Origin of the sequence: Microbispora triticiradicis, assembly GCF_005864065.1 — a bacterium.
Lineage (GTDB): Bacteria > Actinomycetota > Actinomycetes > Streptosporangiales > Streptosporangiaceae > Microbispora > Microbispora triticiradicis.
On the sequence record NZ_VANP01000010.1, the window covers coordinates 300010 to 318508 of the forward strand.

Annotated in this window: 14 protein-coding genes; 11 read left to right on the forward strand and 3 right to left on the reverse strand. The window is 71.9% G+C overall.

Features of this window, described 5'->3' with window-relative positions; genetic code table 11:
* Window positions 1–30: 30 nt before the first annotated feature.
* Together FED44_RS25365 and FED44_RS25370 are read right to left on the reverse strand one after the other, a co-directional pair.
* The gene (locus tag FED44_RS25365; RefSeq protein WP_111699815.1) at window positions 31–1641 is read right to left on the reverse strand and encodes an FAD-binding oxidoreductase; all 1611 of its coding nucleotides are present in this window, start codon (window positions 1639–1641) and stop codon (window positions 31–33) included.
* Window positions 1642–1751: 110 nt separating this feature from the next.
* On the reverse strand, window positions 1752–2426 hold the full coding sequence (locus FED44_RS25370) for a GPR1/FUN34/YaaH family transporter (protein WP_111699814.1): 675 nt from the start codon (window positions 2424–2426) through the stop codon (window positions 1752–1754).
* Window positions 2427–2615: 189 nt separating this feature from the next.
* Here FED44_RS25370 and pabB point away from each other — a divergent pair, with 189 nt between their 5' ends.
* From pabB to FED44_RS25425, 11 genes are all read left to right on the forward strand, one after another.
* On the forward strand, window positions 2616–4754 hold the full coding sequence (pabB, locus tag FED44_RS25375) for an aminodeoxychorismate synthase component I (protein ID WP_138462279.1): 2139 nt from the start codon (window positions 2616–2618) through the stop codon (window positions 4752–4754).
* On the forward strand, window positions 4751–6208 hold the full coding sequence (locus FED44_RS25380; RefSeq protein ID WP_117408629.1) for a 4-hydroxyphenylacetate 3-hydroxylase family protein: 1458 nt from the start codon (window positions 4751–4753) through the stop codon (window positions 6206–6208). The genes pabB and FED44_RS25380 overlap by 4 nt, the downstream gene beginning before the upstream one ends.
* The gene (locus tag FED44_RS25385) at window positions 6205–7989 is read left to right on the forward strand and encodes an ABC transporter ATP-binding protein (protein ID WP_138462280.1); all 1785 of its coding nucleotides are present in this window, start codon (window positions 6205–6207) and stop codon (window positions 7987–7989) included. The genes FED44_RS25380 and FED44_RS25385 overlap by 4 nt, the downstream gene beginning before the upstream one ends.
* The gene (locus tag FED44_RS25390; protein ID WP_138462281.1) at window positions 7986–9773 is read left to right on the forward strand and encodes an ABC transporter ATP-binding protein; all 1788 of its coding nucleotides are present in this window, start codon (window positions 7986–7988) and stop codon (window positions 9771–9773) included. The genes FED44_RS25385 and FED44_RS25390 overlap by 4 nt, the downstream gene beginning before the upstream one ends.
* Complete coding sequence (locus tag FED44_RS25395) at window positions 9761–11266, forward strand: FAD-dependent monooxygenase (protein ID WP_117408632.1); 1506 nt, start codon at window positions 9761–9763, stop codon at window positions 11264–11266. The genes FED44_RS25390 and FED44_RS25395 overlap by 13 nt, the downstream gene beginning before the upstream one ends.
* Before the next feature lie 107 nt (window positions 11267–11373).
* Entirely contained in the window at window positions 11374–12066 is a 693-nt protein-coding gene (locus FED44_RS25400; protein ID WP_167521585.1) for a class I SAM-dependent methyltransferase, read from the forward strand.
* Window positions 12067–12099: 33 nt separating this feature from the next.
* Window positions 12100–12930, forward strand: a complete 831-nt coding sequence (locus tag FED44_RS25405) for a DUF5602 domain-containing protein (protein ID WP_117408634.1) — start codon at window positions 12100–12102, stop codon at window positions 12928–12930.
* 3 nt (window positions 12931–12933) lie between these two features.
* Complete coding sequence (locus FED44_RS25410; protein WP_138462283.1) at window positions 12934–13932, forward strand: thiamine pyrophosphate-dependent dehydrogenase E1 component subunit alpha; 999 nt, start codon at window positions 12934–12936, stop codon at window positions 13930–13932.
* Window positions 13929–14159: an acyl carrier protein gene (locus FED44_RS25415; protein ID WP_117408636.1), complete on the forward strand. Its 231-nt coding sequence runs from the start codon at window positions 13929–13931 to the stop codon at window positions 14157–14159. Before FED44_RS25410 ends, FED44_RS25415 begins: the two co-directional genes overlap by 4 nt.
* The gene (locus FED44_RS25420; protein WP_138462284.1) at window positions 14156–16324 is read left to right on the forward strand and encodes a 2-oxo acid dehydrogenase subunit E2; all 2169 of its coding nucleotides are present in this window, start codon (window positions 14156–14158) and stop codon (window positions 16322–16324) included. Before FED44_RS25415 ends, FED44_RS25420 begins: the two co-directional genes overlap by 4 nt.
* A gap of 18 nt (window positions 16325–16342) precedes the next feature.
* Entirely contained in the window at window positions 16343–17353 is a 1011-nt protein-coding gene (locus FED44_RS25425; protein WP_138462285.1) for a 3-oxoacyl-[acyl-carrier-protein] synthase III C-terminal domain-containing protein, read from the forward strand.
* 133 nt (window positions 17354–17486) lie between these two features.
* Here FED44_RS25425 and FED44_RS25430 read toward each other — a convergent pair.
* Window positions 17487–18499, reverse strand: a 1013-nt coding sequence (locus FED44_RS25430) for a non-ribosomal peptide synthetase (protein WP_138462286.1), incomplete at its 5' end; no start/stop codon positions are given.

Here is an 18499-nt window from a genome sequence, read left to right on the forward strand (position 1 = left end):
CGCGGGCGCGTGGTGTGCTTTGTGCTGGTGCTAGGAGGGCAGGCCGATGGACAGGCCGTGCCGGAAGACGTTCCGCGGGTCGTACTGCCTCTTGATCCGCTGCAGTCTTGGGTAGTTGTCGCGGTAGTAGAGCGCGTGCCAGGGAGTGCCGGAGGTGTTCCACGCCGGGTCGGCCAGGTCCCTGTCGGGGTAGTTGATGAACGCCCCGCCGTTGACGGCGTTCGGCACGGGCACCCCGCCGGTGTCCTGGTAGAGCTCCCGGTAGAGGTTCCGGATCCAGGCCATGTTGGCCTCGTCCTCGTACGAGCTGCTCCAGCCGCCGGCGGTGAAGTAGACCCGCAGGACGGAGTCGCGGTGGACGGCCGCGGTCGCGCCGGACGCCACGCTGTTGATCCGCCCGCCGAAGCCGGTGATGTTCACCAGGGCGTTGGGGTTGTAGTAGGAGTCGTCGCTGAGATGCCGGTAGAGCGTCGCGATCTGCGCGGGGGTGTAGCTGCGGCGCAGGTCGGCGGTCTTGTTCTTCTGACGGCCCGCGGGGTCGCTGACCCAGTTGCGGGGGTCGAGCCAGGGGGTGGTCTCCTGGACGTCGACCATCGGCTCGACGCCGACCCCGGAGGTGACGGCGGCGAAGTGGGCGTCCAGCAGCGCCTGGCCGCCCGACACCGACTCGTCCACGCCCGCCAGCAGCATCAGCGTCCCGGCCGAACGGTGGTTGGTGGTGAGGGTGCCCCACAGGTTGACCGCCGGGCTGCCGGGTGCGCTGTTGTTCTGGTACCAGGTGCAGTAGTTGCCGACCAGGGTGGTGAAGGCCTGCTCGGTCATCGCGTCCCACGACCACATCAGCAGGCGGGCCCGCTGGTTGCCGATCCGGGGCAGGAGCCTGGTGGGGTCGTTGGACGTCACGCCCGGCGTCCTGAACCAGTAGCGGGTGACGATGCCGAAGTTGCCGGCGCCGCCGCCGGTGTGCGCCCAGAACAGGTCGCGGTTGGGGTCGGACGGGCTGTCCGTGGCGACGATGACGCGGGGTGTGCCCGAGGCGTCGACGGTGACGACCTCGACCGCGTTCAGGTGGTCGACGCTGAGGCCGTGCTTGCGGGAGAAGAAGCCGTAGCCGCCGCCGGGGATGTGCCCTCCGATGCCGACGGTCGCGCAGCCGGTGAAGGGGATCATCACGCCCCAGCCCTTGAAGAGGGTCTCGGCCACCTCGCCGACGAGGGCGCCGGGCTCCACGGCGAAGGCCCCGCGACGCGCGTCGTGGTAGACCGCCGTCATCTGGGACAGGTCGATGACCGCCTTGATGTCGGAGGTGGTGGTGAAGTCCTCCATGCAGTGGCCGCCGGAGCGGGCGACCAGCCGCTTGCCCGCCGCCACGGCCGCGCCGACCGCGTCCACGACCTGCGCGGCCGAGCCCACCACGGTCACCTGGTCGGGCGCGCCGGTGAAGCGCATGTTGTGCCCGCTGCGCATGCTGTCGAAGCGGGGATCGCCGGGCCGGACGACGAAGGGGCCGAACTCGGGCACGCACCGGACGCCGGTGGTTCCCGCGGACGCCGGTGTGCCGCCCAGGGCGACCCCCGAGGCCAGGCCGGCCCCGGCCGCCGCCGCGCCGGCCAGGAATCCCCGGCGGTTGTATACGGTCACGCTTTCCACTCCTCAATCAGCGAATTACCCGACCTCGGCGGGCGCCTTCTCCGACGCCCGCCAGATCGAGTGGTTTCGTTTTTTCCAGACCGTACTACTTCGAGCCGGTTTCAGCTCTTGAACGGCTTGCCCACCGGGAACTGCCTGCCGCCGAGGAAGGTGTTCAGCGTGCTGGCGAACAGGTACATGCCGATCAGCGGCATCGAGAAAATCGCGATGATGCCGAAGGGGAGGATCCACGGGTCACCCGCGGCACCGGGCCGCGCCACGCTGACGGCGATGAACAGCGTCAGCAGCGAGAAGTCGATGACGAGGAACAGCAGCCCGAAGATCTTCGGAAGCCGGAGCGTGGTGAGGGTCACCACGGTCATGAGCCCGAGCCAGACCAGGATGAAGTTGGCCTGGGCGCCGCGCTGCGCGGGCTCGGGGAGCTGACCGAACCAGCTGTTGACGAGACCGAACACGAGCATCGAGAAGCTCAGCCAAAAAGCACCGAACAGGCCGAACATGGTCGCCTGCCAGCCGTCGCCGCGGCGGGCCGCCCAGACCGTGGCGCCGATGAGGAGCACGCCGCAGAGGGACATGATCGGCAGCGGGGCGGCGAGCGTGCTGGGGATGGTGACCTGGTTGAAACCGGTCAGGAACAGGGCCAGCGCGAACGCCGCGGTGGCGAAGGCGGGGTACCCGAGGAGACCCGGGTCGGCGGTCGCCGGCTGCTTTCCGGCGCTGGCCCGCTCCGTCGAGTGGTTGAGGTCGGGGAGTACGGGGATTTCGGTGGCGGTCATAGGACTCTCCGGTCGCCGGGATTCTGGCGTCGTGAACGTATTCGCGGTGGATATCCATTGCCGTATCAATCCGCTCTCGCCCGCCGGGCCCGCCTCTCAGCCCGCTCTCAGCCCGCTCTTTTCGCATTGTCCACGACCAGGCCGCGGTTTATGCAAGTCGTAGCTTTACTGGTCGAGATGAGGGACCGTATGCGTACGCTACTGATCGACAACCATGATTCGTACACCTACAACCTCTTTCAACTGATGGCCCGGGTGTACGGCACGGAGCCGACGGTGGTGACGAACGACGACGCCGCGTGGCCCGGTCTGGACATCGAGGAGTTCGACGCGATCGTCGTCTCCCCCGGCCCCGGCCATCCGGGCCGGGACCGCGACCTCGGCGCGGTCCGGCAGGTGGTGGCGCGCACCAGGGTCCCGCTTCTCGGGGTCTGCCTCGGTCACCAGGCGATCGCGTTGCTCTCGGGAGCCGACGTGGTGCCCGCGCCCCGGCCCCGGCACGGTCACCTGACCCGCGTGCGGCACACCGGCGAGGACCTCTTCCAGGGACTGCCCCAGGACTTCCAGGCGGTGCGCTACCACTCGCTGTGCGTGCCGGAGGAGGGTCTGCCCGACACCCTCACGCCGACGGCGTGGGCGGAGGACGGCGTGCTCATGGGGCTGCGGCACCGGGAGCGGCCGCTGTGGGGGGTGCAGTTCCACCCCGAGTCGATCGCGACCGAGCACGGCGCGCAACTGGTCGAGAACTTCGGCCGTCTCGCGGCGAAGGCGCTGGCGGAACAGGGCAGGTCACTGCGCCCGGCGCGGGCGCCGCGACGGGTGTCCGTCCAGCCGGCGCCCCTCGCGCCCGAGGCGCCGCCCGCCGCCGTGCGCCCGTGGCGGCTGCTGCACCGCGTGGTGCCGTACGAGGTGGACACGGCGGCGGCGTTCACGGACCTGTTCGGCGGCCTGGAGCACGCGTTCTGGCTGGACAGCAGCCGGGTGGAGCCCGGCCTGTCGCGGTTCTCCTTCCTCGGCGCGCCGGAGGGCCGCGACGGCGAGATCCTGAGCTACTCCGTCGGCGAAGGGCTCACGATCCGGAGCGGGCCGGACCCGGAGACCGTCACCTGGCCGGATTCGATCTTCGATGCCCTCCGGACCCGGCTCGCCGAGCCGGTCCTCGACGTCCCCGACGTGCCCTTCGACCTCACCAGCGGATACGTGGGCTACTTCGGCTACGAGCTGAGGGCCGAACTGGGCTCGCCGTGCCGGCACCGCGCCGCCACGCCCGACGCGGTGTGGCTGTCCGCCACCCGCCTGGTGGTGGTCGACCACGAGCAGCGGACCACCCATCTCATCGCGCTGACCCGGTCGCCGGACGACCCCGCCGCGTCGTCGTGGCTGGCCCGCGCCGAACGGCGGCTCGCCCGGTGGCGGCCGCCACCGGGAGCGGACGCGCCCGCCGCAGGCGGCCACGACCCCGAGCCCGGCCTGCTCCGCGCCCGGGACGGCTACCTGGACGACGTCGAGGCGTGCCGGGGCAAGCTGCGCGAGGGCGAGAGCTACGAGATCTGCCTGACCACGCAGACCCGGCTGCCCGTGACCGGCGACCCGCTGGAGCTGTACCTCGCGCAGCGCGCGTCCAACCCCGCGCCGTACGCGGCCTTCCTGCGGCTGGGCGGCTTCGCCGTCCTCTGCTCGTCCCCCGAGCGGTTCCTGCGGATCCGGCCGGACCGGACCGTGGAGACGAAACCGATCAAGGGCACCGCGGCCCGGGGTCGCGGGCGCCGGGAGGACCTGCGGCTGCGCGCCCGGCTGACGACCGATCCCAAGGTCAGGGCCGAGAACCTGATGATCGTGGACCTGCTGCGCAACGACCTCGGGCGGGTCTGCGAGGTCGGCTCCGTCCACGTGCCCAGCTACATGGCGGTCGAGACGTACGCGACCGTCCACCAGCTCGTGTCCACGATCCAGGGCACGCTCCGCCCGGACGTCGACGCCATCGGCTGCGTCACGGCGTGCTTCCCCGGCGGGTCGATGACCGGCGCGCCCAAGCTGCGCACGATGGAGATCCTCGACGAGATGGAGCAGACGGCGCGCGGGGTCTACTCCGGCGCCATCGGCTTCCTCGGCCACAACGGCACGGCCGACCTCAACATCGTCATCCGCACCGCGGTGGCAACCGCCGAGGGCCTGACGGTGGGGGCGGGCGGCGCGATCGTGCTCGACTCCGATCCTGCCGAGGAGTTCGAGGAGATGCTGCTGAAGGCGCGGGCGCCCCTCCGCGTGGCCGGGCCCCCGCTGTCGGCGTCGGAACCAGGGCTGCGCTGGGCGGAGGCGGCACGATGACCAGGACCGGCAAGGACTACCTCGACGCGCTGCGCGACGGCAGGACGATCTGGCTGGACGGCGAGCGGGTGGACGACCTGACCACGCATCCCGCCTTCCGGCGTTCGGTCCGCTCGATCGCCGACCTCTACGACCTGACGGCGGAGCACCCCGAGACGCTGACGGCGTCGGTGCCCGGCGTCGACGGGCCGGTGTCGCGCGCCTACCAGATCCCGCGTACGAAGGACGAGCTCAAGGCCAAGGGCCGGGCGTTCAAGCTGTGGTCGGAGGCGACGTTCGGATTCCTCGGCCGCTCCCCCGACTACATGGCCTCGGCCGTCGCCGGGATGGCGACCGTGCCGGGCGTGCTGGCCCGCGACGGGTTCGACGGCTCGGCCAACCTGGTCGCGCACTGGCGGCGGATGGCCGAGGGCGACCTCTACCAGGCGCACACGCTGGTCAACCCGCAGATCGACCGCACGAAGGCGCCGTCGGAGCAGATGGAGGACGACCTGTGCCTGCGGGTCGTCGCCGAGCGCGACGACGGGATCGTCGTGCGCGGCGCCAAGATGATCGGCACCGCGGCGGCCCTCGCCGACGAGATCCTGGTCGGCGTCACCCAGCGGATGCCGCCCAGCGAGGCCGACTACGCGGTGAGCTTCTCGGTGCCGGTCGCGGCGCCCGGCATCTCTTTCGTCAGCCGGACCTCCTACGAGGCCCGCGCCACCAGCGTCTTCGACTACCCGCTCGCCAGCCGGCTGGACGAGAACGACGCGCTCGTGGTCTACGACGACGTGTTCGTGCCGTGGGAGCGGGTGTTCGCCTACCGCGACCCGGAGGCCTGCCACGCGCAGTTCTGGAAGACCCCGGCGTTCGTCAGCTTCGTCCACCACGGCGCCACCCGGTTCTGGACCAAGCTGGAGTTCCTCACCGGGATCGCCATCCTCGTCGCCAAGGCCAACAACGTCTACGACATGCCGCCGGTGCGGATGCAGATCGGCAAGCTGCTGTCGTGGGTGAACACCGCCAAGGCGCTGGTCGTCGCCGCCGAGGAGCTGTGCGAGCCGGTGCCCGGCGCCGACGCGGTCATGCCGCACCGTGAGACGGCGTACGCCCAGCTCGCCGTGGGACCGGACCTCTACCCCAAGGTGATCAACGAGATCAAGCTGCTGGCGGGCGGCGGGCTGATCCAGCTGCCGTCCTCCTACCGCGACCTGCTGCGCCCGGAGGTCGCCGCGCTCCTCGGCAAGTACGTGAAATCCCCCGGGTACGACGCCGAGGCGCGGATCAAGCTGTTCAAGCTGGCCTGGGACGCCGTCGGCAGCGAGTTCGCCGGGCGGCACGACCAGTACGAGCGCTTCTACCACGGGGCGCCGCACGTGTACCTGCCCGCCCTCGTGCGCGAGGGCGACCCCGGCCGGTACGCCGCGCTGGCCGACCGGTGCCTCGACGGCTACGAACTGGAGGACGGGTGAGCACCGCCCGGCCGCCGATGACCGCCGTCTCCCTCCTGCGCGCCTACGTGGGGTCGCAGCCGGCGGCCGTCGCGGTGATGGCCGGTCTGCTGGTCTTCTCCATCGGCCTGGAGATCGCGGAGCCGCGCATCGCCGCGCACTTCATCGAGTCGGTCCAGCTCGGCCGGGCCGAGAGCGTGCTCGTCGGGATCGCCGGGGTGTTCCTGGCCGTGGCCGTGACGCGGCAGGCCGCCCGCATCGTGTCGGCGTACGCCAGTGAGCGGGTCTCGTGGACCGCCACCAACGCCGCCCGCGAGGACCTGACCGCGCACGTGCTGTCGCTCGACCTGACCTTCCACGAGTCCCGCCCGCCCGGCGAGCTCATCGAGCGCATCGACGGCGACGTCAACCAGGTCGCGGAGTTCTTCTCCAGCCTGATCGTGCACATCGCCGGCAACGTCCTGCTGGTGCTGGGCATCCTGATCGCCCTGGCCACCCTGGACTGGCGGGTCGGGCTCACCTTCACCGCGGTCACGATCCTCAGCTATCTGGCGCTGTCGAGGATCGCCGGGATCGCCGGGCTCAAATGGGAGGACGACCGGGAGCAGAGCGCCCGGTTCTTCGGCTACGTCGGCGAGGCGACCCTCGCCACCGAGGACCTGCGCTCGTCCGGCGCCACCGGCTATGCCATGGCGCGCTTCCACCGGCACCTGCGCGCGTGGCTGCCGGTGAAGGTCAGGGCCGAGGGCTGGGGCAGCGCCATCTGGGTCGTGCTCTCGATCGCGTTCACCGCCGGCACGGCGATCGCCTTCGGGTACGGCGGCGTCTTCTACCGCGACGGCGTGGTGTCCCTGGCCGGCGTCTACCTGATCGTCGCGTACGCGGCGATGCTGAACACCCCCATGGAGGTGCTGCGCCACCAGGTGCAGACGCTCCAGCAGGCGATGGCCGCGACGCGGCGCATCGCCGAGCTGTTCGCGCACCGGTCCTCCCTCGCCGACGGGACCGCGGCCATCCCCTCCGGCCCGCTGTCCGTCCGGTTCGACCACGTCAGCTTCGGCTACGGCCGGGACGACTCCGGGGACGAGTCCGGCGACGGCTCCAAGGACGGCTCCGGGGACGGCATGGTCATGCGCGAGGTGTCGTTCGACGTCCCGGCGGGGACCACGCTCGGGCTCGTCGGGCGGACCGGCGCGGGCAAGACCACCATCGCCTCCCTGCTGTTCCGCCTGTACGACGCGAGCCGGGGACGGGTGCTGGTCGGCGGGGTCGACGTCCGCGAGGCCTCCCTGGCGTCGCTGCGGTCGCGGATCGGGTTCGTGCCGCAGGACGTGCAGATCTTCGACGCCACCCTGCGGGAGAACCTGACCTTCTTCGACGAGCGGGCCGACGACCGGCGGCTGCTGGAGATCCTCGACGTGCTGGAGCTGCGGCCCTGGCTGGAGGGGCTGCCCGACGGGCTGTCCTCGCGGATCTCTCCCGGCACCCTGTCGGCCGGGCAGGCGCAGCTCATCGCCCTGGCCCGGGTGTTCCTGACCGATCCGGGGCTGGTCGTGCTCGACGAGCCGTCCAGCAGGCTCGACCCGGTCACCGAGGCTCAGGTGGAACGCACGCTCGACCGCATGCTCGCCGGGCGCACCGCGATCGTGATCGCCCACCGGCTCGACACGATCCGCCGTACGGACCAGGTGATCGTGCTGGACACCGGCGCGATCGCCGAGCGGGGCGCCACCGCCGGCCTGCTGGCCGACCCGGGCTCCCGGCTGGCGCGGCTCTACCAGGTCGGGAAGGTGCTCACATGAACGGACCGGCCGAGCCGTCCCCGCTGGGGTTCCTCTGGCGGCTGATCACCTACAGCCCCTGGCGCTACCTGCTGGCCGCCTCCGCGTGGGCCATCTTCCATCTGTGGCCGCTGCTGCCCGGCGTGCTGGGCAAGCTGCTGTTCGACGTCCTGGAGGGCCGGGCGCCCGCCGGGATCACCGTGTGGACGGTGGTGGCGATCGCGGTGGGCGCGGGCCTGGCCCGGTGCGTCGCGATCGTCGGCGCGACCGTGGCCTGGGCGGGCTGGTACCTGCGCGCCCGGGGGCTGATCCAGCGCAACCTGCTCGCCCTGGTGTTCCGCAAGCCGGGCGCGCAGCCGCTGCCGGCCGCCGCGGGCGAGAACATCTCCACCCTGCGGGACGACAGCGACGCCATCGCGATGATGGGCGGCTGGGGCTTCGACATGATGTCCGGGCTCATCTTCGCGGGCGGCGGGCTGGCGATCCTGCTCAGCGTCGACGTCCAGGTGACCCTCGTCGTCATGGCGCCGCTCGCGGTCGTCCTGGTCCTCGCGCAGCTGGCGCGCGCCCGGGCGTACCGCATCCGGGTGCGCAGCAGGGCGGCCACCGCCCAGGTCACCGGGACCATCCAGGAGATCGTGGCCGCGGTCCGCGCGATCAAGGCGGCGGGCCGGGAACGCGAGGTCGTCGCCCGGCTGCGCCGTGACAACGAGGCACGCAAGACCGCGATGATCCGCGACAAGGTGCAGAGCCTCGCCATCGACTCCGTCTTCAACAGCACCGCGAGCATCGGCTCCGGCCTGATCTTGCTGCTTGCGGCGGGCCGGATGCGCTCCGGCGAGTTCACCACCGGCGACTTCGTGCTGTTCTCCACCTATCTGATGCAGGTGGCCGACTACACGTCCTTCATGGGCTACCTCGTGCGCACCTACCAGCAGGCCCGGGTCTCGTTCGTAAGGGCGGCCGCCATGCTGCCCGGCACGCCCTCGCGGACGCTGGTCGAGCACCACCCGCTGCACCTGCGCGAGGACGCGTCCCTCACCACGGCGCCGCCGGAACCGGAGCCGCTGCGCGAGCTGGAGGTGCGGTCGCTGACGCACGTCTTCCCCGGCTCCGGGCGGGGCGTGCGCGAGGCGTCCTTCACGATCCGGCCGGGCACCGTCACCGTCGTGACCGGCGCGGTGGGGTCGGGCAAGACGACGCTGCTGCGCACCGTGCTCGGCCTCTACGCGCCGCAGGACGGCGAGATCCACTGGAACGGCGAGCGGGTCGACGCCCCGGACGACTTCATGGTGCCGCCGCGCGTCGCCTACACCCCGCAGAACCCCTCCCTGCTGTCCGGCACGATCAGGGAGAACGTGCTGCTCGGCCTGCCGGACGACGGCCGGGTCGAACGGGCGGCGGCCCTCGCGGTGCTCGGCCCGGACCTGGAGCGGCTCGGCGGCGGGCTCGACACGGAGATCGGCGTACGCGGCGTGCGCCTCTCCGGCGGGCAGGCGCAGCGCACGGCGGCCGCCCGGATGTTCGCCCGCGACAGCGCGCTGCTGGTCATGGACGACCTGTCCAGCGCCCTCGACGTGGAGACCGAGCAGGAGCTGTGGCGGCGCATCTTCGCCACGTCGGCGACCTGCCTCGCCGTCTCCCACCGGCCCGCCCTGCTGGAGCGGGCCGACCAGGTGCTGCTGCTGAAGGACGGCCGGGTCGTCGCCGCGGGCCCGCTGGCCGAGCTGCTGCGGACGTCCCCGGACATGCGGACGCACTACCGCCCCGCCCCGCCAACGAGGAGTCGACAGTGTCACGTGTGATCATCGTCGGCGCCGGCCCCTCCGGGCTGGCGCTGGCCGGCGAGCTGGCGGCGGGCGGTGTCGACTGCCTCGTGGTGGAGAAGCGGTCGAGCCGCGCCGCCCTGTCCCGGGCCTTCACCGTGGAACCCCGCACGATGGAGTTGCTCGACATGCGCGGCCGGGTCGCCGGGCTGCTGGCCGACGGCCGTCCCTGCCCGCACCCCCCGGTGGGCGACCGGAACGGCTACCTCGACTACGGCCTGCTCGACACGCCGTTCCCGTACAGCCTGGTCGTGCCGCAGCACCGCACCGAGGCCGCCCTGCAGGCCGCCGCCGAGCAGGCCGGCGCGGTGGTCCGCACCGGCGCCGAGGTGGTCGGCCTGCGCCAGGACGCGGAGTCCGCCGAGGTCGACGTACGCGGCCCGGACGGCGTGGTGACGACCGAGCGCGCCGACTACGTGGTCGGCTGCGACGGCGTGAACAGCAGCGTGCGCGAGGCGATCGGCGTCGACTTCGAGGGCTGGAACTACGACGTGTCGGTCATGATGGGCGACATGCGGCTGCGCAACCCGCCGTCGCCGCCCGCCTACGCCCGCATCACCCGCCGGGGCATGGTGGCGCTGTTCCCCTTCAGGGACGACACCTACCGGGTCATCGTGTTCGACCACGAGAAGATGCACGTCCCGGCCTCGCTGCCGGTGACCCCGGCGGACCTGCGGGAGAGCTGCGCGGGCATCCTCGGCATCGACGTCGAGCCGTACGACCCGATCTGGCTGTCGCGGTTCCGCAGCTCGCAGCGCCACGCCCGGCGCTACCGCGTCGGCCGGGTGCTGCTGGCCGGGGACGCCGCCCACACGCACATCCCCTCCGGCGGCCAGGGCCTGCAGACGGGCATCCAGGACGCGTTCAACCTCGGCTGGAAGCTCCGCGCGGAGCTCGACGGCTGGGCCCCGCCGGGCCTCCTGGACAGCTACGAGGACGAGCGCTACCCGATCGCCGCGGCGACCCTGCGCAAGACCGACCTCTCCTTCCGCTTCGAGACCTCGAACGGCCTGACCGCACGGCTGGTCCGCCAGATCGTCACGAAGCTCGTACGCGTCCGCGCGATCCAGCGGGTGAACCTGGAGCACCTGTCCGGGCTCACGCTGCGCTACCCGCCGGGCGACGGCGGGCCCTGGGCCGGGCGGCGGGTCCCCGACCGGCCGCTGACCGACGGCTCGCGGCTGTTCGAGCGGTTCCGGGACGGCCGGTTCGTGCTGGCCGCCCCTCCCGGCGTCGCCGTCGAGCTGGACGGCTGGGCCGACCGGGTCGTCACCGCGACCCTCGCGGAGCCGATCGGCCGGGGATGCCCGCCCGTGGTCCTCGTCCGGCCCGACGGTCACGTGGCGTGGGGCGGGCGGGCAGGCGCCGGCGAACTCGCGGGGGTGCTCCGCCGCTGGTGCGGCGAGCCGCGCCGCGCGGCGAGCGGCTCCGGCCAGAACGAGACCGCCGGTATCACGCGGAGAGAAACGTGAGAGCCGCTTTTCCGACAATGAATTGCACATAAAAAGCGTCGGAAAACTGCCGGAGGCGGGCCATGCGAAACTATTCAGCCGAATCGTATGGCGATGCCATCGCCTCCGTGTTCGACGTCGTGAACGACGACCCGGCGGAAGTGGCCGCCATCGTGGAGTTCCTGCGTAGTCGTGCGGGGACCGGCCCGGTGCTGGAAGCGGGCATCGGGACGGGAAGGATCGGCATCCCGCTGGCGGGGACCGGCGTCGAGGTGTTCGGCGTGGAAGTCAGCCGGGAAATGGCCAACCAGCTTCGCACGAAGCCGGGCGCGGAAAAGGTGACCGTCGAAGTCGGCGACATGAATGAAATCGACTTCGGGCGGAAGTTCTCGCTCGTCGTCCTCGCGCAGGGCACCTTCGGCGCGCTGCTGTCGGAACCGGCGCAGCGCGCGTACCTGCGGCGGGTCCCGGAGATCCTCACCGAGGACGGCCGGCTCGTCGTGGAGACGATGGAGGTGGACGACTCCCGCTTCACCCACGACCAGTACGTCGCCACGTCACTGCTCGACGTCGACCACGTGGTGCTCAGCGCGGCGCTCCGCGACCCCGGGCACCAGGTGCTGAGCATCCAGAACGTGCTGCTCACCGCGCACGGCATCCAGCTCTACCCCGTGAAGTTCCGGTACTACACCGCCGGGCAGCTCGACGAGATGGCGGGTGACGCGGGACTGCGGCTGCTCGAACGCTACTCCGACTGGACCGAAGCCGACTACGCGCCGGGCTGCCTCCGGCACGTCTCGGTCTACGGCACCCAGGACTGAACGACCCGTCACCGTCTGGAAGGCGACTCGCCGATGAACATCTCACCCCCCAGGACGCCGCGGCGCTACACCGTCGTGGTCGCGGCGCTCGGCGCCGCGGTATCCCTCACCAGCGGTTGCGCCCTGAACCTCGCCAACGCCAAGTGGTACACCACCACCTACTCGGGCGAGGCGCAGACCGTGGGCCACGGCACCGCGCGGCCGTACGTCATCATCGACCAGGACGGCAACCCCACGGAGGTCGGGGTGCGCCTGTCGGCGACGGCGCTGGACGGGCTGCCCACCGAGGACACCGTCCCGCCGACGGAGACCATCCTGGAGTTCCCCAAGCAGGCGAAGGCCACCGTCTTCAACCACGTGATGCTCAACTGGTACAGCCACGGACGGAAGCCGGCCGAGATCTTCGGCGAGCCGCACTTCGCCTTCCACTTCTACACGCCCGACCACCACACGGTGATGGACATCGACCCCAAGCTCCACCCGGACCGCGCCGGGAAGGTGCCGGAGAAGAAGTACATCGCGCCCGACTACATCTCCGAGCCGGGCAACCCGGTGGAGATGACCAAGCCCCAGATGGGACTGCACTGGATCGACACGACGCGGCACTTCGGGCCGGTCGGCAGCGCCGAGGAGTTCCGCGAGGTCTTCGTCTACGGCTCCCACGACGGCAGGCTCATCTTCCAGGAGCCGCTCGCGACGCGGAAGTGGCTGCTGACCAAGCCCACCTTCAAGTCCGACATCCGGCAGCCGCAGGAGTACCAGCGCAGCGGCTACTACCCGACCTTCTACGGCATCAAGTACGACGCCGCCACCAACGACTACGTGATCTCGCTGGGCGGCATGCGGATGCGTAAGGCGACGTAGGTCGTGTCCGGCACCCTCGGCCCGTCGCGCGAGGCCCAAGGCCCCCGGGCCCGCGCGGCGGGCGCCGCCGTCCCCGGCCTGCCGGACGCCGTGCCCGGCCTGTCAGACGACGACGTGGCGCAACTGGTCCGCATCCGCCACTTCGAGCGGACCCTGCTGCGGATGTTCGAGGCCGGCGCGCTGAGCGGGACCACGCACACGTGCATCGGGCAGGAGTACGTGCCGGTGGCGCTGGCCCCGCTGCTCGACGGCGACTTCGTGGTCAGCAACCACCGTGGTCACGGCCACTACCTGGCCCACGTCGGCGACGTCGCCGGGCTGCTCGCCGAGATCATGGGCCGGGAGGGCGGGGTCTGCGCCGGCGTCGGCGGCAGCCAGCACCTCTACCGGCCCGGCTTCCTGTCCACCGGTGTGCAGGGCGAGGGCGTGGCGCTCGCGTCAGGCGTCGCGCTGCGGCACCGGCGCGCCGGCACCGGCCGGATCGCCGCCGTCTACGTCGGCGACGGCACCTGGGGCGAGGGCGCGGTGTACGAGGCGCTCAACATGGCGGCGCTGTGGCGGCTGCCGGTGCTGGTCGTCGTGGAGGACAACGGGATCGCCCAGTCCACCCCCACCGGCGCGCACCTCTCCGGGACCATCGCCGGCCGGGCGCGCGCCTTCGGCGTCGAGTACGCCGAGATCGCCACCCATGACATCCCGGCCGTCCGCGCCGCAGCCGGGCCGGTGATCGCGCGGGTCCGCGACGGCGGCGGGCCGGCGGTCGTACGGTTCCTGACCCGGCGGCTCGGCCCGCACAGCAAGGGCGACGACACCCGCCCCGCCGAGGAGGTCGCGGCCCTGTGGGAGGGCGACTGGCAGGCGGGGCTGGAGGCGCGCCTCGGTCCCCGCTTCCGGGAGATCGACGAGCGGGTCCGCGCCGAGGTGGACCGGATCGCCGCCGAGGTGGCGGCACGCCCGCCGTCGCGGTGGGCCGACGTGGCCGAGGCGGGAGCCGTACAGTGAACGAACTGATCACCCTGGTCGCGGGCGTCCTCGACGTGCCCGCCGAGACGGTCGACGAGAACACCGGCACGGCCACGGCCGCCGAGTGGAGCAGCCTGCGCCACGTGCAGATCATCGGCACCGTCGAACGGGCGTACGGCGTGCGGCTGAGCCCGCGCGAGGCCCGCGCGTGCCGCTCCGTGGGGGCGCTGCGGGACACCCTGCGGACGCGCGGAGTCGCGGTATGACACCGCTCGCGCCCCGGCTCGCGGAGAGCCTGAACGGCGCGCTGCACCGGCTGTTCGCCGAACGCCCCGGCCTGCACCTCCTCGGCGAGGACGTCGCCGATCCCTACGGTGGCGCCTTCAAGGTCACCAAGGGGCTGTCGGACCGGCATCCCGGCCGCGTGCTGTCCACCCCGATCAGCGAGAACGGCCTCGCGGGCGTCGCGGCCGGTCTCGCCCTCGCCGGTGACGAGGTCGTGGCCGAGGTCATGTTCGGCGACTTCGCCGCGCTCGTCTTCGACCCGGTGCTCAACCTGATCTCGAAGTCGGTGACGATGTACGGCCGGCGGCTGCCCATGCCGGTCGTGCTCCGCTGCCCGGTCGGCGGCCGTCGCGGCTACGGGCCCACCCACAGCCAGAGCGTGCAGAAGCACTTCATCGGCATGCCGAACCTGGCGTTGTACGAGCTCAGCCCGTTCCACGATCCGTACGGGCTGCTCGCGCACGCCCTGGACCACGGGCCCGCGCTGCTCTTCGAGGACAAGGTGCTCTACACCCGGCGGGCGTACCCCGACGGGGTCGTGGACGAGCACTTCCGCCACTCGCTCATCGGGGACGCGTCCGGCTGGGCGCACGTGACCCCCGCGGACGGCGACGCCCCCGACGTCGTGCTGATCTGCCCGGGCGGCGTCGCCCACCGGGCGCTCGCCGCCGCCCACCTCCTGCGGGACCAGGGCGTCACCGCGCACCTTCTGGTCCCCGGGCGCCTGTACCCCGTGGACATCGAGCCCGTCCTGCCGATCCTGGAACGGCCCGCGCTCGTGGCCGTCGCCGAGGAGAGCACGGCGGGCGGCACCTGGGGCTCCGACATCGCGGCGCTGGTGTACGAGCGGCTGTGGCCACGCCTGCGCGCCCCGGTGCTGCGGCTGTCGTCCGCCGACTCGATCATCCCGGCCGCTCGTCACCTGGAGGACCGGGTGCTGCTGGGCGAACGGCACATCGCCGAGGCCGTCGCGGAGCGCCTCGGCACGATCGCGACGGGCGCCGCGTTCGTCGCCGGGCCCGTCGAGTCTGTTCTTGAGCCCGTCGATGCCGCCCCACCGCTCGCCGTGCCTTTCGTCGTGCCGAAGCTGAACAACAACGACACGCACTACCTGGTGACCTGCTGGCTCGCCGAGGACGGGGCGAGGGTCGAGGCGGGCGCTCCCCTGGTCGAACTGGAGACGTCCAAGGCGGTCGAGGAGATCGAGGCCCCGGCTGCCGGATATCTGCGGATCTCGGCCGACGCCGGCACCGAGGTGGAGGTCGGCGCCGTCATCGCGGAACTGCACGAACTCGCGCCCCCGGCGCATGCGGCGGCGAGGAGCGGAGCGGGCGGCGAGGCGGCTACGACCGCCGGTCGTGGTGCGGGATCGGCGGCGCCCGCGCAGGCCGCTCCGCCCGCCGAGCCTTCCCAGCCCGCCCCGTCGTCCCAGCCCGCCCCGTCGTCCCCGGCCGACCGGCGGATCTACGTGCTCGACCGGGTGCAGCGGGGCACCGCCGCCGTCGTGACCCGGGCCCACAAGGAGGTGCCGGCGGCCTTCACCGCCGTCGAGGTGGGGGTCGACGCCCTCCTCGCCAGACTGCGTCTGCTCTCGGAGGAGTCCGGCGCCGAGGTCGGCGTACCCGAGGCCGTGGTGAAGGCGGTCGCCGCCGCCCACGACCGCTTCGGCCACCTCTTCGGCAGCCTCGTGGACGACCGGACGGTCGCCGTCTCCGAGACACCTCACGTCGCGGTGACGATCGACGCGGGACGCGGCCTCTACACGCCCGTGATCCGGGACTGCGCGAGCCGATCGATCACCGATATCGCCGACGACCTGATGGATTTCCGGATGAAAGCGTGGCGAGGAGGCGATTTCACCACTTCCGAGCTCGATGGCGGTACGATCACCATCTCGATCAACACTGAGGCCGATGTGGTGTTCGTACAACCGATCGTCATGTGGCCGCAGTTGTGCATGCTCTCCGTCGGCGGGCTACGTCGGCAGCTCGCGCTCCACGACGGAGTCCTCGCGACAACCACGGTCGTCGTCCTCGGCCTCGCCTATGACCACCGGGTCGTGAACGGCGCCGAAGCGGTGGCCTTCCTGCGAGCGGTCGCGGACAACCTCCGCGAGCCGGACCGGCTCGACCAGCTGGTCGCCTGACGGCGTGATGGAGGACTGATGACGTTCGGGCTGATCGCCTTCGCCGCGGAAGTGGGCGAGCCAGTGCCCGTCAAGGATGTGGTCGCGGATTACACCGAGGACGTCGCGCGTGTGCTCGCGTACGGCTACGACTACGTGCACCGCGCGGCTCCCGGGATGGGCCTGACCGATCTCGCCGTCGAAGCGGGCGGGCAGGCCCTCGCCGCGGCGGGCGTCGCCGCCCGCGACGTCGACCTCCTGGTGTTGGCGATCACAGACATCGCGGAGTACCTGTACTGGGACGCGGCGGCCGCGGTCGCCCACCGGCTCGGCCTCTCCTGGGCGGAGGCCGTACTGGTGGACCAGGGCTGCGCGGGCGGCGTCACCGCCTTCGACACCCTGGCCGGCCGGTTCGCCACCCACCTGTCCTACGACACCGCCCTGGTCATCGGCGCCAACCGCACCACCGAGGCGTACTGGAACCGCCTGGACACCCACTCGCTGCTGTTCTCCGACGGCGCGGCGGCGGCCGTGGCCAGCCGCAACGCCGCGTCACTGCGCTGGCGCACGTCGTACGCCGAGACGGACGGACGCTACGCCGACTTCTTCCGCCTCGACGACGGCGGCGGGGCGAAGCCCTTCGGGCCCGGCACGCCGCCTCCCAAGGTCCGGGACGCCTGGCAGATCATGGAGCACTTCCAGTACGACTCCGACCGCATGGCCGCCTTCGCGGACGAGATCAACGACCGTACGGCCCGTGCCGTCCACCGCGCCTGCAAGCAGGCCGGCATCACGGAGGACGACCTCGCGTGGCTCCTCCTGCTCAACGACAATCCTCGTGTCATCGCCGCCCAGGCCGATCTGATCGGTGTGCCGACGTCCCGTACGAACATCCGCGGCGCCCGGCAGCACGGGCACTTCGGTGCCGCCGACCACCTGTTCGAGCTGGGCAACCTGCACGCCTCAGGGGAGCTGGGCCTGGGTGACTACGTGGCGCTGGCCACGAACGGCCGCGGAATGCACTGGGCGTGCACGATCCTGTGGTCCTGACCCACGCCTTGGCCTGGATTGGCCCTGATCGGGCCTGATCGCCCGCTCCCCCGACTCCCCCCGGCTCTCCCAGGCGCGCGTCTCCGGCATCCGCCCTCACGCTCGCCCGGGTCACCCCGTCCTCATCGCCGTGTCAGTCGCTCGGAACGCCGCTCGCCGCCCCGGCACGGCCGAGCGTCCGGCGCAGCCTGGGGATGGCCGCCGGCCGCACCGGCCCGCTCGCCGGCTCGGGCAGAAACTCCGCCAATCCGGCGATGGTGGGATGCTCGAAGACCACCCGCAGCGGTAGCGACGCTCCGGTGAGCGCGTTGAGGCGGCTGACCAGCCGCGTGGCCAGCAGGGAATGCCCACCCAGACTGAAGAAGTCGTCGTGGATGTTCGTGACGGGCCGGCCCAGCAGGCCGGCGAACAACTCGGCCACCAGATGCTGCGCCTCGGTGCCGGGAGGCTCGGCCGCGCCGGTGCTGGGCACCGATGTCGGCTCGGGTAGCGCCTTGCGGTCGACCTTCCCGTTGGGGGTGCGCGGCAGCGCGTCCATCACCACGATGCGGGCAGGGACCAGATGCTGCGGCAGGCAGCTCCGCAGATACCGCAGGAGGATCTGCTCGTCGTCCTCCCCACGCTCTTCCGGCACGACGGGGTCGTCCTGGGAGGGGATCCTGGTGGCGATGTGGGCGATCAGGTGGTCGCCGTGGACGGTGACGACGGCCTCCGACACGGCGGGATGCTGGAGCAGGGCGTGTTCCACCTCGCCCGGTTCGATCCGGAACCCCCGGAGCTTCACCTGGTGATCCACCCGGCCGTGGTAGTCCAGGAAGAACTCCACCCCACCGTCCGCGGTGGTGCAGGGGCGCCAGCGGGCCAGATCCCCCGTCCGATACAACCGCCCACCCTCACCCTCAGGGAGGGGCAGGTAGCGTTCGGCCGTCAGCCCTGGCCGCTGGTGGTAGCCCCGTGTCACGCCCTGGCCCGATAGGTACACCTCGCCGATCGCGCCGAGCGGTACCGGTCGCAGGTCGCTGTCCAGCAGGTGCACGCGTGATCCGGGCAGGGCGCGGCCCAGCGGGGTCCGCTCAGCACCGGGATCGGTCACCGCGTGGGTGGAGTACGTGGTGTCCTCGGTCGGCCCGTACAGGTTGTTGACCA

Excerpts from the sequence above, each read along its gene's own strand:
- FED44_RS25370 (WP_111699814.1), bottom strand. The coding sequence starts at position 2,426 with ATGACCGCCACCGAAATCCCCGTACTCCCCGACCTCAACCACTCGACG.
- pabB (WP_138462279.1), top strand. The coding sequence starts at position 2,616 with ATGCGTACGCTACTGATCGACAACCATGATTCGTACACCTACAACCTC.
- FED44_RS25380 (WP_117408629.1), top strand. The coding sequence starts at position 4,751 with ATGACCAGGACCGGCAAGGACTACCTCGACGCGCTGCGCGACGGCAGG.
- FED44_RS25390 (WP_138462281.1), top strand. The coding sequence starts at position 7,986 with ATGAACGGACCGGCCGAGCCGTCCCCGCTGGGGTTCCTCTGGCGGCTG.
- FED44_RS25405 (WP_117408634.1), top strand. The coding sequence starts at position 12,100 with ATGAACATCTCACCCCCCAGGACGCCGCGGCGCTACACCGTCGTGGTC.
- FED44_RS25420 (WP_138462284.1), top strand. The coding sequence starts at position 14,156 with ATGACACCGCTCGCGCCCCGGCTCGCGGAGAGCCTGAACGGCGCGCTG.
- FED44_RS25425 (WP_138462285.1), top strand. The coding sequence starts at position 16,343 with ATGACGTTCGGGCTGATCGCCTTCGCCGCGGAAGTGGGCGAGCCAGTG.